The organism is Sodalis sp. RH19 (genome assembly GCF_047324215.1).
GTDB lineage: Bacteria > Pseudomonadota > Gammaproteobacteria > Enterobacterales > Enterobacteriaceae > Acerihabitans.
Genome location: NZ_CP178734.1, coordinates 604,456 through 620,193, shown reverse-complemented (window position 1 = coordinate 620,193; position 15,738 = coordinate 604,456). Strand labels below are relative to the sequence as shown.

The window sequence follows — 15,738 nt, the reverse complement described above, 5'->3', positions numbered from 1 at the left end:
AGTATTGTTGTTGTTTTTTCAGCTGTTATACAGAATGCTCTGATGGCGGCCCAGGGTAAATTCCCGCAAAATCGCTTTTTGTAAGTGTAATAGAGGGCAAAGACAATGCAGAATTTGATTCTCATCGCCGTATTGCTCGGCATTGCGATATTTTCATTGGTTATGGCAGTTAAAGATACGCGGAAGAAATCGCTGATTCGCCAGCGGCACCGTTAGCGCCTGGCCATGGCGGGCCTCAGCGCCCCTGAGTCCGCCCACAGGCGGAACGCGGGCAGGACAGGCAGCCTGCCGTCCTGCCGCCGCTCCGGCGGGCGTTGCCAACCCAGCCTTGCTCAGAACTGATACGTCAGCCCCGCCGCAACGATATTCCCCCGATGAATTTCAGCTTCCTGAGTAAAGGTATTGCCGCCCAGCAGGTTGATTTTATAATCAATATGGGTCGCCAAATTCTTGTTGAAATTATAGGTGGCGCCGATATCGATAAACTTTTGCAGATCCTGGCGCCCGTATTTTTCAATATTGCGCCCCGTGGTCCAGAGATAGGCCAGCGACGGCGTAAGACCGAAATCAAACATATACTGCGCCACCATTTCCAGAGTTTGCGCCTTATGCGCAAAGCCGCTGACTTTTTTATCATCCTTGAATTCGCCGAACCGCACCAGATTATAGCTTTGGGTATACATCACCGCCAGGTACAGGTTTTTGTCGTCATATTTGAGTGCACCCGAATAGGCGTTAACCCTGCCGTCGCCGCCGCCATAGGCCAGTTTCCTCTGGCCTTCGGTGCGGCTGGCGCTGCTGAACGCGCCGGCGGCGCTTAAACCCCGGCCCAAATCATAACCCAGGGACATGCCATAACCATTGCCGTTGGCCGCGCCGCGGCCGCGGCCCTCGCCTTTCTTTTTGCCGGCGGCGTTGGCGCCCTGGTATTGCAGCGCGACGTCAAGCCCGTCCACCAGGCCGAAGAAGCCCGTATTACGGTAGGTGGCCAGGTTGCTCGCCCGCTGGGCGAGATAACCGTCGGCCTGGAAAAAGCCGCCAAACTCCGGCAGCTTATCGGTGTAGGAAAGTACATCGTACAGGACGCCCCAGTTGCGACCGTAATCGAACGAGCCATAATCGCCGTACTTCAGCCCCACGAAACCCAAACGGGTGGTGCTGTCCCGTGATTCGTCCTTTTCACCCCGGGCCAGTTGCGCCTGGTATTGCCATTCGGCATAACCGGTAAGCAGATCGTTGACCTGGGTTTCACCGCGAAAACCGAAGCGCATATATGATTCATCACTATCGGAACTATTATTTTTAAAATAATGCACTCCAGCCAAAGTACCGTTTAAATGCAGCTTCTGACCGTCCCGATTGTAGATCTCGGCTGCGCCCGCCGCGCCGGTAAAAACTAATGCCGGCATCAGGGCATAATTAAGACGTAGTTTCATTATAATATCCTCGGTGTATAAAATTATTGCAGCACTGCCAGATAAATAATCCTGTTTTCGGCAGGAAAAAATGATCCGCTAAAAAAATGGATTTTGACATGAGCCGCGATAATACCTAATCGAATTTTGCTATTCAACCACAGGAAATGGATATTAAAGCAGCAATATAAATAGAGGATAAATGAGAGTGGGTTTTTATTTATTGACCAATACGGGATAAATATTTTTAAAATTAATTTTTAATTCGTTAAATATCAAATAGTTAAAATAATATCATATTTTTTGTGTTCGAATCAAACAGCGCGCAAAAAGCAATTAAATTATTCTATTATCGAGCTAATATATTTCTATATCTCTGTTTTTCACATCGCGGCCAATGTGCGTTGTTTATGATTTATTTAACTCAACCGCCGGAATAATGCCCAATAACGGGAAAGGGCGCGCCCGCCCCCTTTCCCGCACGCTGTTTAGAATTGATACACCAGGCCTACCGCCACCACATCGTCGGTATTAATGCCGGCGGCATCGGTAAAGTTATTGTCGTCCATCAAATTGATCTTGTAATCAACATAGGTGGACATATTTTTATTAAAGTAATAACTGGCGCCCAGGTCGACAAACTTCACCAAATCTTCGTTTTGATAGGTATTGTTGTCGCCGGCGCGGCCAAGATCCTTGCCCCGGGTCTGGTTATAGCCCACGAACGGCACCAGTCCGAAATCAAACTTATAATCCGCGTAGGCTTCGAAGCTTTGCGCCTTGTTGGCGTAGCCGTACACGCTTGAGTCGCTGGAACCGAAAGGCGCCGCGTTATACGACTGGGTAAACATGACCGCCACGTAAACCTGGTTGGCATCGTATTTCAACCCGCCCGAGTAGCCTTCCGCGTGGTCCCCGCGTCCCATAATGGTGTTGTAGTTGCGCGCGCCGTTCTGGTCGTCGGTACGCTTCGAGTTAAAAAAGGCCCCCGCGGCGCTGACGCCCATGCCGAGATCGTAGCTTAGGGACATGCCGTAGCCTTCGCCGTTTTGTCCCAATACATCGCGCCCGTTTGCCGATTCTTCCGGGTCGGCATTCTTGCCCTGATACTGCAGGGCGAATTTCAGGCCATCCACCAGGCCAAAGAAGTTGTTATTGCGATAGGTCGCCACGCCGCTGGTGCGCTGGAACATAAATTGATCGGCGCCGTAGGTGGAACCGTCAAACTCAGGCTGCAAATCGGTAAAGGCGGCGACATCGTACAGCACACCGTCATTACGGCCATAGTCGAACGAGCCGTAGTCGCCGAATTTCACCCCGGCGAAACCATAGCGGGTGTGGTCGCCGTCGGTAGAATCGCTGCCCTCGGTATTGTTGGCCTTGATTTCGTATTCCCACTGGCCGTAGCCGGTGAGCTGGTCGTTGATCTGCGTTTCGCCTTTGAAGCCGATACGGGTGTAGGTTTTGTCGCCGTCGTTGCCATCATTATCGGAAAAGTAGTGTAAACCATGCAGTGAGCCGTACAGATCCAGTTTATTGCCGTCTTTATTGTAGATTTCTGCCGCGCCGGCCGAACCGGCGGCCAGCAATGCGGGTATGAGCAGGGAGAGAACGTGAAGTTTCATTCTTTTATCCTCAATTATTTATTATCTTTGGCCACCATTGTTTTGGGTGCTTACAGGATTTATTACGCCTCGATAAGCCATTTCATTTTGCGTTAAATGCATTTTTATACTAGCGATAAAATGATACCAAGTGGCTTACAATGTTTCAAAATGCAAGCTTTATATTTAGTCATGTTTCCCCAAGGGAACTTATCCCATTTCCACCCGTCGCCGGCGGTGTTCCCCAGATAAAAATGTTGACAGAAAATTTATTTTATCGATTAATATCAATGACATAAAATTATCATTCATTAATAGCACTTTGTGGCAAAAAATGAATTTATTTTTAACTAATATTATCTACGCTATCATCATTAATTTTCATTGTTACTCTCATCACTGATGTTTTTCCCTCGCCGGTTAGAAGACCGGCTTTTTTTTGGCGTATCGTGAAAATATTAACATTTATTAATAAATGTTAGAAAATAAATCGTTATTGCCGCCCGACATCATTTTCACCTAAAGTTCTTTTTATAAACATCAATTTAATTGGCGGGTAATTTATTATTCAGCCGCTATAACATGAAAAGGAATATAAAAAAATACGATATTGATCACATTAAAAATCATTTATTTTTACCGCGACCCCCACCGGCGCACCCTGCCCTGGCACGTGTCCCCGCCGCCTCAGCCGGCCCCGCCTTGCAAGGCGTACTTCGTTATCCGGCCCTGGTCATGCTACACTTTATGCCGTCATTTTCCCGGATACCGGGGATTTACGGCCACACCGCAGGACAGCAAGGGGCACCATGGGACAAGATCAGAATTTCGACATCCTTTGGGAGCGCTTACAGCGCTCCGCTTTCCGGTCAACATTCCGGCTGAATGAAAAAGACCTTACCTACCTGCATAATAAAGGTATGGCGGTGGTGCTTGCCCATGCGCGTGATTTTATCGCCGCCCGGCTGGCGCCGGCGCTCCCGGCCAAAGACGGCAAGCAAACGCCCTGGCGTGGCCATCCGGTATTTGTCGCCCAGCACGCCACCGCCACCTGCTGCCGGGGATGCCTGGAAAAATGGCACGGCATTGCGAAAGGACAGGCGCTGAGCGCCGCGCAACAAGACTATATCGTACAGGTGATCGCGCTGTGGCTTGAGCGTCGGGGCGGCGACAGCGGCGGCGGCCGTGCATAACGGCGCCGCTTTACTCTTTAATTCCAGGCAGGATATGCGGAAAGCTTCATGACCACGACTTACAATACGCAGCAGCACATCGGCCTGCCGGTACGTATCGCCACGCGGATCGTTTTTTTTATCGCCGGCTTCGGCATGTCGGCCTGGGCGCCGCTGGTTCCCTTCGCCAAGCTGCGCCTGGATATTGATGACGCCGCCCTCGGCATGCTGCTGCTGTGCCTGGGCATCGGTTCGCTGCTGGCCATGCCCCTGGCGGCGCCGCTGGCCGCCAGACTCGGCTGCCGGCGGATGATTACCGGCGCCGGGGTATTGCTTTGCCTGACGCTGCCGGCCCTGGCGCTGGCGCCCGCCCCGGTATCCCTTGGCGTCGCCCTGTTGCTGTTCGGCGCGGCGCTCGGCGCCATGGACATCAGCATGAATATCCAGGCGGTGACGGTGGAAAAAGCCAGCGGCCGGGCCATGATGTCGGGATTTCACGGTTTTTTCAGCATCGGCGGCATTGCCGGCGCCGGTCTGGTCAGTATTCTGCTGTGGCTTGGATGTACGCCGTTCTGGTCGATTGCCGTCGCCGACCTGGCGATCGTGGCCTTGCTGCTGTACGCCGCGGGAGACCTGCTGGCGCAACCGCAGGAAAACGATCCCGGCCCGCTGTTCGTGCGCCCGCGCGGTAAAGTGCTGTTTATCGGACTGCTCTGTTTTATCCTGTTCCTGGCCGAAGGCGCGATGCTGGACTGGAGCGCCTTGTTCCTGACCGTCGAGCGCGGGCTTGACAGCGCCATGGGCGGCCTGGGCTATGTTTTGTTCTCCATCGCCATGACCGTTGGGCGCCTGAACGGCGATCGGCTTATCAACGCCATCGGCCGGTTCCGCACCCTGGCGGCCGGCAGTCTGTGCGCTTCCGCCGGGCTGTGGCTGGCCATTTTCATCGATCAACCGCTGGTGACGCTGCTGGGTTTTATGCTGGTGGGACTGGGCGCCGCCAACCTGGTGCCGCTACTGTTCAGCGTCGTGGGCACCCAAACGGATATGCCGCCTAATCTTGCCCTGGCGGCCATTTCCGGCGTCGGTTACGCCGGTATCCTGGCCGGCCCGGCGCTGATCGGCTTTATTGCCCATTTGACCAGCCTGTTCACCGCGTTCGGCTGCGTCGCATTGTTACTTCTGGTGGTTACCCTGAGCGCGCGCCGGGTGACCCGATAAAGAAAGCCGGTGATAAAAAAAATATGCAAATCAAGAACCTGACCCTGACACCGGCCGCGCTCACCCGCGGCCTGGTGGTGTTTATTTTATTATTGCTGCTGTCGTTATGGCTGTTTGGCCTGCATGCCGTTAATGCCTATATCATTGAAAAAAAGCACAGCATGACCACCATCACCGTGGCGCTGCAAAAACGCATCGATACCTACCGTTTCGTGGCGGATCGCCTCTATGAGCAATCCACCGGTACCGGCCCGGTCGACATGACGCTTGGGAATATTCACGAAACCCGCCTGCGTCCCGATGTGTTCTACATTGAAAAACCCCATCGAAAAACCGACGGACTGATCTTTGGCGCCCATGAAAGCGCCACCCTGGCCACGGCGGTGAAGATGTCGGATTACCTGGACGTGCTGTGGGGCGGCGAGAGCAATAACTACTCTTTATTTTATCTCAACGGCGTCGACAACAGCCTGACGCTGATTTCCACGCAGCCGCTGCGGGATATCGCGCCGCGTTTCGAAGACAGCTTTATCAGCGCCCTGGTAAAATCCCGTCGGGCCGAAATGCTGCAGCAGGCTAATATCCTTGATGAACGCGAAAGTTTTTCGCCGCTGCGCAAATACCGTTTCCAGAACGACTACTACTTTACTCACCGGATCATCATCAACCAGCCGGGGCATCTGGCCACCATCGTCGCCTTCGATCTGCCGGTCAGCGATGTGATCCCGCTGAACATGGCGCGGGCCAATTTCTCCCTGGTCGGCGCCGGCGCGGCCAATGGCGACGAGGAAGACGAGCCGGACAACGCGCAGCCGGCAACCAGCGTGATAACCGGGTCGGCGCTCGCCATCACCGCCCGGTTTAGCAATGCGCCGCTGAATCTGGTGTACCGCGTGCCGCTGGGCGGCCTGATCCTGGATCTGCTGCGCAATAATATCTGGCCGGTTGCCATTGAGCTGCTGATGATCGCCCTCTCGTTGCTGGGCGTTTACCTGGTGCGCCAGCATTTCCTGCGCCCGCGCGCGAATATGGCGCACGATTTGAAATCCCACCGTATCCTGAGCGAGGAAGTGATAGCCAATCTGCCCCTGGGGCTGCTGGTGTACAATTTCAGCGATAACACCCTGGTCGCCAGCAATAAGATCGGCGATCATCTGCTGCCCCATCTCAGCCTGCAAAAAATCGCCAACCTGGCCGAAAGCCACCAGGGCATCATCCAGGCGACGGTCAATAACGAAGTGTATGAAATCCGCATGTTCAAAAGCCAGCTTTCCCCGGAGACCTATCTGTTCCAGCTGCTGGATCACGATAAAGAAGTGCTGGTGAATAAAAGGCTGCAGCAGGCGCAGCAGGAGCTGGCGAAAAACCACCAGGCGCGGCGCGCCATTCTCACCAACTTCCAGGATGAGTTAAGCCGCCCGCTGATGGTGATAAATGAATTAACCGATGCCCTGGCGCACGCCGCGACCGACGAGGATCGCAAGCGCTGCCTGGCGGGCCTGAAATGCGAGTCCTCGCGCCTGGCCGCGCTGTTTGATAACCTGCGCCTGCTGACGGCGCTGGAAATTAAGGACTGGCAGCCGAATCCGGCGGACTTTTCGCTGGCGGAACTTATCGACGCCCTGTTGGTGGAGCGTTTGCCCGCCGTGGCGCAAAAAGGGCTGACCCTGTATCACCACTACCATTTGCCTTTAAACCAGCGGCACTGGGGCGACGCGCTGGCGGTGAAAAAAATCATTTCGCTGCTGCTGGATTACAGCATTATCAGCACACAGTACGGCAAAATCGTCTTATCCGTGGATCAGGACCCGTCCCGCCCCGATATCTTGCTGTGCACCATCAGCGATACCGGCAGCGGCATCAGCGCCGAAGAGCTGGCGAACCTGCACCAGCCCTTTGTCAGCCGGGCGCGCGAAGATCATTACCAGCGCGGGTCGGCCCTGACCTGGTTCCTGTGCTCGAAGCTGTGTAAACAGCTGGGCGGCGGCCTGGATATCCATAGCAAGGCCGATATCGGCACCCGCTACCGGGTCAGGCTGCAGCTGCCGCCGGCGGCCGGCGGCGAGGACGCGGATGAACAGGAAAAGATCCTGGAGGATACGCAGGTACTGCTGGATATCGCCAATGAGGAAGTCCGCGCCATCGTCAACGCCATGGTGACCCAGTGGGGAGGGAAATGTCTGTATCCCGATGAGCACCATCTGGTCCAGGATCATGACCTGCTGCTGACCGACGATAGCAATCGCCTGGAGGATTTCGCCATTTTGCTGCACGGCGGCGAACCGGCGATTACCTCGCTTTCGCCGTACCGTCTGCGGGTTAATTATAATCTGAGCAGTCCGCTGCTGGACGCAATGCTACAATTGATGGAGCTGAGGCTGGCCCAGGCGGATAGCGGCAGGGACATGGATACGACGCCTGGGAACCAGGAGAACGCGGCCCTGGAACAGCTCTTTTCGAGCGGCTATTTTCCGCTATTCGTCGATACAGTACCCGATGACGTCAAGAGGCTGTATACTGAAGCCGAGAGCGGCGACCTGAGCGCTCTGGCCCAGACCGCGCACCGCCTCAAAGGCGTCTTTGCCATGCTGAACCTGGTTCCGGGCAAGGTGTTATGTGAAACCCTGGAACAACATATAAAACAAGCTACTATGCAAAATGATAATACAAAAATCGGCAACGATATCCACCAAATTGATGCTTTTGTTATTAAACTGCTACAGCATGCAAGGTAGTCAACATTATGAATAATCTGAACGTCATCATTGCCGATGACCATCCCATCGTCCTGTTTGGCATTCGCAAATCCCTGGAATCCATCGAGTGGGTTAAAGTTGTCGGTGAATTCGAAGACTCCACCTCGTTAATCAACAGCCTGAGCAAGCTGGACGCCAACGTCCTGGTGACCGATCTCTCGATGCCCGGCGAGAAATACGGCGACGGCATCACCCTTATTAAATATATCAAACGCCACTACCCGCACCTGGCGATTATCGTGCTGACCATGAATAACAACCCGGCCATTTTAAGCGCGGTGCTGGAACTGGATATCGACGGTATCGTCCTTAAGCAGGGGGCGCCCACCGACCTGCCCAAGGCGTTGGCCTCGCTGCAAAAGGGTAAAAAATATACTCCCGACAGCGTGGCGAAACTGCTTGAGCGCATCAGCGCCGGCGGCTATGGCGATAAGCGCCTTTCCCCAAAAGAGAGTGAAGTGCTGCGGCTGTTCGCCGAGGGATTCCTGGTCACGGAAATCGCCAAAAAGCTCAATCGCAGCATCAAGACCATCAGCAGCCAGAAAAAATCAGCCATGCTGAAGTTGGGCGTGGAAAATGATATCGCCCTGCTTAATTACCTGTCGTCAGTCAGTATGGCGCCGGTGGACAAAGAGTAACGCCCCTCTTGCCGCAACGGGCGGCGTACTACGCCGCCCGTCCGATATGCCGACGTCCCCCGCGACCTTGTGCTTTTCTATACCCTCACCGTCCCTCGTGCCATGGCGCCGCCATACGCAGCGCATTCCATTGGCTTTAACCGGCATCGGCGGGAGATTGCTGGCGTTGCCGCCGGGTCTGCTGGCTGAAATGCGCCAGCGCCGGCTGCAATACGCTCAGGGTGACCGGCTTGGACAGGCAGTTGTCCATGCCCGCATCCAGGCAGCGCTGTTTTTCCTCCGCCAGGGCGTTGGCGGTCACGCCAATCACCGGCAGTTGGACGCCCTGCCCGCGTAAGCGCCGGGTCAGCTGGTAGCCGTCCATATTCGGCATATTGACATCGGTAAGGATGATATCCACCGACTGTTTTTGCAGCGTCCCCAGCGCATCCACCCCATCGTTGGCGGTAATCACCTGATAGCCCAGCGATTCAAGCTGATCCGCCAGCAGCCGGCGATTAATGGGGTGATCGTCCACCACCAGGATGCGGATATCGTTATTAAGGTCGCAGGCGTTCTGCATCATGGCCGCCGGCGAGGGCAACGCCGGCACCGTCTTCTGGTCATCGCGGCAGATTTTCAGCAACAGCAGCGGCAGCGCGTCCGCGAAGGCCGAGCTTAGCCACCATTCCCCCGCGGACATTTCCTGCGCGGGGCCGATATGGTTGACCATAAAACGGATCCAGACGCGCGGGCGTTGCGCCGGCGCATCATCGTCATCGGTAATGAACACGGATTCGTTGTCAATGTCCTGCCAGGTATGGCGTTTAACCGCCATGCCTTCGGCGCCCAGCAAACGGATCAGGTAAGCCTCCAGCGCCGCATTGCGCACATGCAACCAGCAGACGCGCCCGTACAGGTCGCTGCTCAGCACCGGCGGCGCGTAGCTTGCCTGGTAGAGCGGCAGCCGGATGGTAAACTGGCTTCCCAGCCCGGTCTCGGACTCAACGGCGATATCGCCGTCCATCAGATTGACCAGCTTTTCACAGATGGCCAGCCCCAGCCCGGTGCCATGGGACTGCTGCTGCCCGCCGCTGCCCAATTGCACAAAGGGGTCGAACAGCCGCAGCAGCTCGCGCTGCTGGATGCCCACGCCGGTGTCGCGTATCTGGAACAGCAGGTAATCCGCGTCACGATAAACGCGGATCACCAGGCAACCGCTGTGGGTAAATTTAATGGCGTTATTCAGCAGATTGGACAACACCTGCTGCAGGCGCACCGGATCGCCGCGCAGGTTCTGCGGCACGTCGGGATCGATAAAGCAGTACAACCCTAAGCGTTTTTTCACTACCAGCGACAGGTAATTGCCGGCGATATGGCTGACCACTTCCCGCGGGGAAAAACACCGCGGCTCGATTTTCAGCTGTTCGGATTCAATTTTCGAAAAGTCGAGGATATCACTGATGATATTGAGCAATAACGCGGAAGAGTTGTCCATCGCCATCACCAGGCGATCGACGCCGTCCGGCAGCGCCTTGGTCTTGATCAAATCGAGATTGCCGATGATACCGTACAAGGGGGTGCGCAACTCATGGCTGACCGTGGCCAGGAACATCGACTTCGCCTGGCTGGTCTGTTCCGCCGCCGCCGCCATTTCCTGCAAGGATTCCTCCATTTTTACCCGGGCGCTGATATCCACCAGCACGCAGATGGCGACGTTTTCATTACGATAGCGCGAATGCACGAAGCTGATTTGCAGGTTATTATTATTGCTGGTCATGACATCGACAAAATTCACCTGCTGGCCGCAGATGATATGGATGATGCGCTGCCGATCCTCAAACGTCAGCAGGCTGAGATAATTATGCGCCAGCTCATTGCTGATAAGGTTAGCGCCGTCGCTGATGCGCAGGATGCAGATGCCCACCGGCGCGGAGGCGACGATTTTGCGATTAAACTGCTCGTTCTCCTCCAGCTGCAGGGCGTTTTTTTCCGCCGGGGAGAACATCCTGCGCTCAAACAGCCAGGCCAGCATAAACAGCAGGGTGGCCGACAGGACATTCAACAACAAAGCATTAAAAATCAGCGGCTTGAAATTTTCCACCATCGTGGTCAGCGCCAGTGAATACAGGATGCTCAACGACGACGGCGCCAGGTTTCTTTTCATCACCAGGTTTTTATAGCTATCCGTATAACCGTAATAGCTGGCCTGCGCCGGATACTCCGTCAGCGCCGACGCTTTGCGCTCCCCGTCGGCTAGCGACAGCACCGGCATATTGCCCTGATCCAGCAGGGTGATGCCGATAGGCAGGGTACTGGCGGTGGAAAAATCCTCCAGCCGGATGCTCAGTTCTATACCCAGCAACGCCTGCAGTTTGCTGGCGACATAGATGGGCGTCAATACGTACAGCGAGCCGCTGCCGGAGCGCGCGCCGGGCACCACCCAATACAAGTCGTCCTCGCGTCCGTTTTGGCGCGCGTTGCGGTATTTGATTATCTCCTGCTGCAGACTTTTCGGCAGGGAGGCCGCCGTGCCCGCGGTGCCGCGGAAGTTGAAATCCGCCATGCAGAGGCTTTCGCCGCTGATATAAAACACCCGGTTAAGGTCGTAGGCATCGGAAAAACTGTCTTTCCAGTAGCTGAGGAAATAACTCAGGGAATCGACGGCGTTATGGTATTCGGTACCGGTGCCGCTACAGTCGGCAGTGGGATAGAGCGGCGAAATATCGGGGCGGCTGGCCTTGCCGGCAAATACGCCGTTAAGCATATCCAGTCCCGGCAGGCCGGCGTTAAGCCGGTTTTCCGCCACATATTTAATTTCCCGCATAATGGTGGTGGAACGGGTGATATAGGCCTGGGCCTGGCCGTAGCTGGTGTAATACTCCTGGCGCAGATCGGACTCGCGCTGGTGTAATTGGCTGATAATGTAAAAAGCCGACAGCAGCGCGCCCAGCGCCCACAGCAATAGCGCCAGGGTGCGGAACAGATAGCGGGATATTTTTACCGTTGTGCGAAATGATGTGAAGTATTTCAAGAAAGTCACGTTCCGGTAATAGTCTTTAATCGGAGGCCAGCGTATGCGTTACACTACCGGCCCCCTATAAAAAAAGCCAGCGCGGCGGCTGGCTTTCGGGGCGGCCGTGCCGCCCGGCGCTATGCTGACACCGGGCGGCGGCGGCAATCAGGCGTTCGGCTCGTCGTCTCCGTCCGCCGAGTCATCGTCGTCCGCGCCGATATCGTCGCCGGCGTCCTCGCCATCGATATCCTCATCGGCGGCGTCTTCGATTTCGTCGCCATCGGCCAGGCCTTCGACGCTGTCAAGCTCTTCGTCATCAACCGGCTCGGCCACGCGCTGCAGGCCGACCACATGCTCGTTTTCAGCGGTGCGGATCAGGGTCACGCCCTGGGTATTGCGCCCGACGATGCTGACCTCGGAAACCCGGGTACGCACCAGGGTGCCGGCGTCGGTGATCATCATGATCTGATCGGTATCGGCCACCTGCACCGCGCCGACCACCTCGCCGTTGCGTTCGCTCACCTTAATCGAGATCACGCCGAGGGTGGCGCGGGATTTGGTGGGGTATTCCTCCTGGGCGGTACGTTTACCGTAACCATGCTGGGTAACGGTCAGGATGGGTCCGTCCCCGCGCGGTATGATAAGCGACACCACGCGATCCTTCTCGGCCAGGTTGATGCCGCGCACGCCGGTGGCGGTACGGCCCATGGAGCGCACCTGCCCTTCCGGGAAGCGCACGACCTTACCGTAGGCCGAGAACAGCATGACTTCGTTCTTGCCGTCGGTCAGATCGACGCCGATCAGTTCGTCGCCCTCGTTGAGGTTGACGGCGATGATGCCGGCGCTGCGCGGCCGGCTGAACTCGGTCAGCGCGGTTTTCTTCACGGTGCCGCTGGCGGTCGCCATAAACACATGGCGGCCTTCCTCATATTCCCGCACCGGCAGGATGGCGGTGATGCGTTCATTCGGCTCAAGGGGCAGCAGATTGACGATCGGCCGGCCACGGGCGCCGCGACTGGCTTCCGGCAGTTGATATACTTTCATCCAGTACATACGGCCGCGGCTGGAAAACAGCAGGATGGTGTCATGGGTATTGGCCACCAGCAGCCTGTCGATAAAGTCTTCTTCCTTGATGCGCGCCGCCGATTTGCCCTTGCCGCCGCGCCGTTGGGCTTCGTAATCGGTCAGAGGCTGGTATTTGACATAGCCCTGGTGGGACAAGGTCACTACCACGTCTTCCTCGTTGATCAGATCTTCGATATTGATATCCGAGGTATTGGCGGTGATTTCAGTGCGGCGGGGGTCGTTGTACTGCTCTTTCATCGCGTTCAGTTCTTCGCGAATCACTTCCATCAGCCGATCGGGATTTTCCAGGATAATAATCAGTTCAGCGATTTGATCCAGCAGCTCTTTGTACTCGTCGAGCAGCTTTTCATGCTCCAGTCCGGTCAGTTTCTGCAGGCGCAAATCCAGGATGGCCTGGGCCTGCTGTTCGGTCAGGTAATATTTGCCGTCACGGATGCCGAACTCCGGCTCCAGCCATTCCGGGCGGGCGGCGTCGTCGCCGGCGCGCTCAAGCATGGCCGCCACGGTGCCCAGCTCCCAGGGACGGGCGACCAGCCCGGCCTTGGCTTCCGTCGGATTCTGCGCGTTGCGGATAAGCTCGATGATCGGATCGATATTCGCCAGCGCCACGGCCAGGGCTTCAAGGATATGGGCGCGGTCGCGCGCCTTGCGCAGTTCAAAAATGGTACGGCGGGTGACCACTTCGCGGCGGTGGCGGACAAAGGCGGACAAAATATCCTTCAGCGCCATGATCCTTGGCTGGCCCTGGTGCAGCGCCACCATATTGATGCCGAACGACACCTGCAGCTGCGTCTGGGAGTAGAGGTTGTTCAATACCACCTCGCCCACCGCGTCGCGCTTGATTTCGATCACGATGCGCATGCCGTCTTTATCGGATTCGTCGCGCAGGGCGCTGATGCCCTCGATACGCTTGTCCTTGACCAGTTCGGCAATCTTCTCGATCAGCCGGGCTTTGTTCACCTGGTACGGAATTTCATGCACGATAATGGTTTCGCGGCCGCTTTTGGCATCCGCTTCCACTTCCGCGCGGGCGCGAATGAGGATTTTGCCGCGTCCGGTGCGATAGGCTTCTTCAATGCCGCGCCGGCCGTTGATAATGGCGGCGGTGGGGAAGTCCGGCCCCGGGATATGTTCCATCAGCCCTTCGACGCTGATATTTTCATCATCGATATAGGCCAGGCAGCCGTTGATCACCTCGGTGAGGTTGTGCGGCGGAATATTGGTGGCCATGCCGACCGCGATACCGGAGGAACCGTTGATCAGCAGGTTGGGAACCTTGGTGGGCATGACCTCGGGGATCTGCTCGGTGCCGTCGTAGTTCGGCACGTAGTCCACGGTGTCTTTTTCGAGGTCCGCCAATAACTCATGGGCGATTTTCGACATGCGGATTTCGGTATAACGCATCGCCGCGGCGGAGTCGCCGTCGACGGAACCGAAGTTACCCTGGCCATCCACCAGCATATAACGCAGCGAGAACGGCTGGGCCATACGCACGATGGTGTCGTAGACCGCGGAATCACCATGGGGGTGATATTTACCGATAACGTCCCCGACCACACGGGCCGATTTTTTGTAAGGTTTATTCCAGTCGTTACCTAGCACACTCATCGCGAATAAAACGCGGCGGTGTACCGGCTTCAGTCCATCACGTACATCCGGCAGCGCACGTCCGATAATCACGGACATGGCATAATCCAGATAAGAGCGTTTCATCTCTTCTTCGATGTTGACCGGTGTTATTTCTCTGGCAAGGTCGCTCATGCAGCCGCTATCCCTCTACTAATTGATGCATCTACCCGGATTTGAAGGTGCCAAAGTATACCATACATCGGTGATTCAGGGAAAATAGTCGGCGCCCGGAAGCATCCGCGCCGGTGATTTCCGCCGTTATGCCGCTGGTCAGTTGCGCGGTTAACGGTATACTTGCCGCAGGCGGGAAGATTCTTCCCGGGAAACACCTGTATGAATGCAAACACCAACGCGATAAGGGAGCGTGCGTGATGAATCCGGAAGTCAGCAGCAATAAACAGGACGTTGTGCGCCACGACAATGTCGATCAGCAGGAAATTGCCAAATTTGACGCCGTCGCCTCGCGCTGGTGGGATCTGGAGGGCGAATTCAAGCCGCTGCACCGGATCAATCCGCTGCGCCTGGACTATATCCTGGGCCGCGCCGGGGGCTTGTTCGGTAAAGACGTGCTGGACGTGGGCTGCGGCGGCGGCATCCTGACGGAGAGCATGGCGCGCGAAGGGGCGCGGGCGACCGGCCTTGACATGGGCACCGAGCCGCTGGCGGTGGCGCGCCTGCACGCGCTGGAGACCGGGATAAACATCGACTATATCCAGCAAACGGTGGAAGACCATGCCGCGGCCAATCCCGGGCGTTATGACGTGGTCACCTGTATGGAAATGCTGGAGCACGTGCCCGACCCGGCCTCGATCGTGCGCGCCTGCGCCCGGCTGGTGAAACCCGGCGGCGACGTGTTTTTCTCCACCCTGAACCGCAACCCCAAGTCGTGGCTGATGGCCATCGTCGGCGCCGAGTACCTGCTGCGCATCGTGCCGCGCGGCACCCATGACATCAGGAAATTTATCAAGCCGTCCGAGCTGCTGAACTGGCTGGAAAGCACTCCCCTGCGCGAGCGCCATATCATCGGACTGCATTATAATCCGCTGCGCGATCGTTTTACCCTCGGCGGCAATGTCGACGTTAACTATATGCTGCATACGCGCCACGCGTCTTGACCGACAGGGGTAGCGAAAATCGTTACCCCTAGTTTAATAAAAGACCAAATAATCCCTTTTCGAATTTTTTTCGCCGGCCATTGACATGCGCTAAGCGCCGGTGAAAT

General features: G+C 56.2%; 9 protein-coding genes. 5 read left to right on the top strand and 4 right to left on the bottom strand.

Annotated features, from left to right (window positions below):
- Nucleotides 1–332: 332 nt before the first annotated feature.
- Nucleotides 333–1,436 carry a porin gene (locus ACL2XF_RS02865; RefSeq protein WP_413723317.1) on the bottom strand — a complete coding sequence of 368 codons (1,104 nt, stop codon included), beginning with the start codon at nucleotides 1,434–1,436 and terminating at the stop codon, nucleotides 333–335.
- A gap of 467 nt (nucleotides 1,437–1,903) precedes the next feature.
- Nucleotides 1,904–3,040 (bottom strand): porin OmpC, encoded by a 1,137-nt coding sequence (gene ompC / locus ACL2XF_RS02860; RefSeq protein ID WP_413723318.1) that lies wholly within the window; start codon nucleotides 3,038–3,040, stop codon nucleotides 1,904–1,906.
- A 788-nt stretch (nucleotides 3,041–3,828) separates the two neighbouring features.
- On the opposite strand from ompC, the gene ACL2XF_RS02855 reads away from it, so the two are divergent.
- The 4 genes from ACL2XF_RS02855 to rcsB are packed head-to-tail and all read left to right on the top strand — an operon-like array spanning nucleotide 3,829 to nucleotide 8,806.
- Nucleotides 3,829–4,212 carry a DUF4186 domain-containing protein gene (locus ACL2XF_RS02855; RefSeq protein WP_413727954.1) on the top strand — a complete coding sequence of 128 codons (384 nt, stop codon included), beginning with the start codon at nucleotides 3,829–3,831 and terminating at the stop codon, nucleotides 4,210–4,212.
- Between the two features lie 48 nt (nucleotides 4,213–4,260).
- Nucleotides 4,261–5,412 carry an MFS transporter gene (locus tag ACL2XF_RS02850; protein WP_410014239.1) on the top strand — a complete coding sequence of 384 codons (1,152 nt, stop codon included), beginning with the start codon at nucleotides 4,261–4,263 and terminating at the stop codon, nucleotides 5,410–5,412.
- A gap of 23 nt (nucleotides 5,413–5,435) precedes the next feature.
- A complete protein-coding gene (rcsD, locus tag ACL2XF_RS02845) occupies nucleotides 5,436–8,147 on the top strand; it encodes a phosphotransferase RcsD (RefSeq protein ID WP_410014238.1) in 2,712 nt (903 codons plus the stop codon).
- Nucleotides 8,148–8,155: 8 nt separating this feature from the next.
- Nucleotides 8,156–8,806, top strand: a complete 651-nt coding sequence (gene rcsB / locus ACL2XF_RS02840) for a response regulator transcription factor RcsB (RefSeq protein WP_331121075.1) — start codon at nucleotides 8,156–8,158, stop codon at nucleotides 8,804–8,806.
- 136 nt (nucleotides 8,807–8,942) lie between these two features.
- Here the strand turns inward: rcsB and rcsC are convergent, their stop codons facing one another.
- Nucleotides 8,943–11,819 carry a two-component system sensor histidine kinase RcsC gene (rcsC, locus tag ACL2XF_RS02835; RefSeq protein ID WP_410014237.1) on the bottom strand — a complete coding sequence of 959 codons (2,877 nt, stop codon included), beginning with the start codon at nucleotides 11,817–11,819 and terminating at the stop codon, nucleotides 8,943–8,945.
- 147 nt (nucleotides 11,820–11,966) lie between these two features.
- Nucleotides 11,967–14,648 (bottom strand): DNA topoisomerase (ATP-hydrolyzing) subunit A, encoded by a 2,682-nt coding sequence (gyrA, locus tag ACL2XF_RS02830; protein ID WP_413727953.1) that lies wholly within the window; start codon nucleotides 14,646–14,648, stop codon nucleotides 11,967–11,969.
- 239 nt (nucleotides 14,649–14,887) lie between these two features.
- On the opposite strand from gyrA, the gene ubiG reads away from it, so the two are divergent.
- Nucleotides 14,888–15,631, top strand: coding sequence for a bifunctional 2-polyprenyl-6-hydroxyphenol methylase/3-demethylubiquinol 3-O-methyltransferase UbiG (gene ubiG, locus ACL2XF_RS02825; protein WP_410016767.1), 744 nt, complete (start codon nucleotides 14,888–14,890; stop codon nucleotides 15,629–15,631).
- The last annotated feature ends 107 nt before the right edge of the window (nucleotides 15,632–15,738 follow it).

Coding starts and splice junctions, on each gene's coding strand:
- ACL2XF_RS02855 (WP_413727954.1), top strand. CDS start 3,829: ATGGGACAAGATCAGAATTTCGACATCCTTTGGGAGCGCTTACAGCGC.
- ubiG (WP_410016767.1), top strand. CDS start 14,888: ATGAATCCGGAAGTCAGCAGCAATAAACAGGACGTTGTGCGCCACGAC.
- rcsD (WP_410014238.1), top strand. CDS start 5,436: ATGCAAATCAAGAACCTGACCCTGACACCGGCCGCGCTCACCCGCGGC.
- gyrA (WP_413727953.1), bottom strand. CDS start 14,648: ATGAGCGACCTTGCCAGAGAAATAACACCGGTCAACATCGAAGAAGAG.
- rcsB (WP_331121075.1), top strand. CDS start 8,156: ATGAATAATCTGAACGTCATCATTGCCGATGACCATCCCATCGTCCTG.
- ACL2XF_RS02865 (WP_413723317.1), bottom strand. CDS start 1,436: ATGAAACTACGTCTTAATTATGCCCTGATGCCGGCATTAGTTTTTACC.
- ACL2XF_RS02850 (WP_410014239.1), top strand. CDS start 4,261: ATGACCACGACTTACAATACGCAGCAGCACATCGGCCTGCCGGTACGT.
- ompC (WP_413723318.1), bottom strand. CDS start 3,040: ATGAAACTTCACGTTCTCTCCCTGCTCATACCCGCATTGCTGGCCGCC.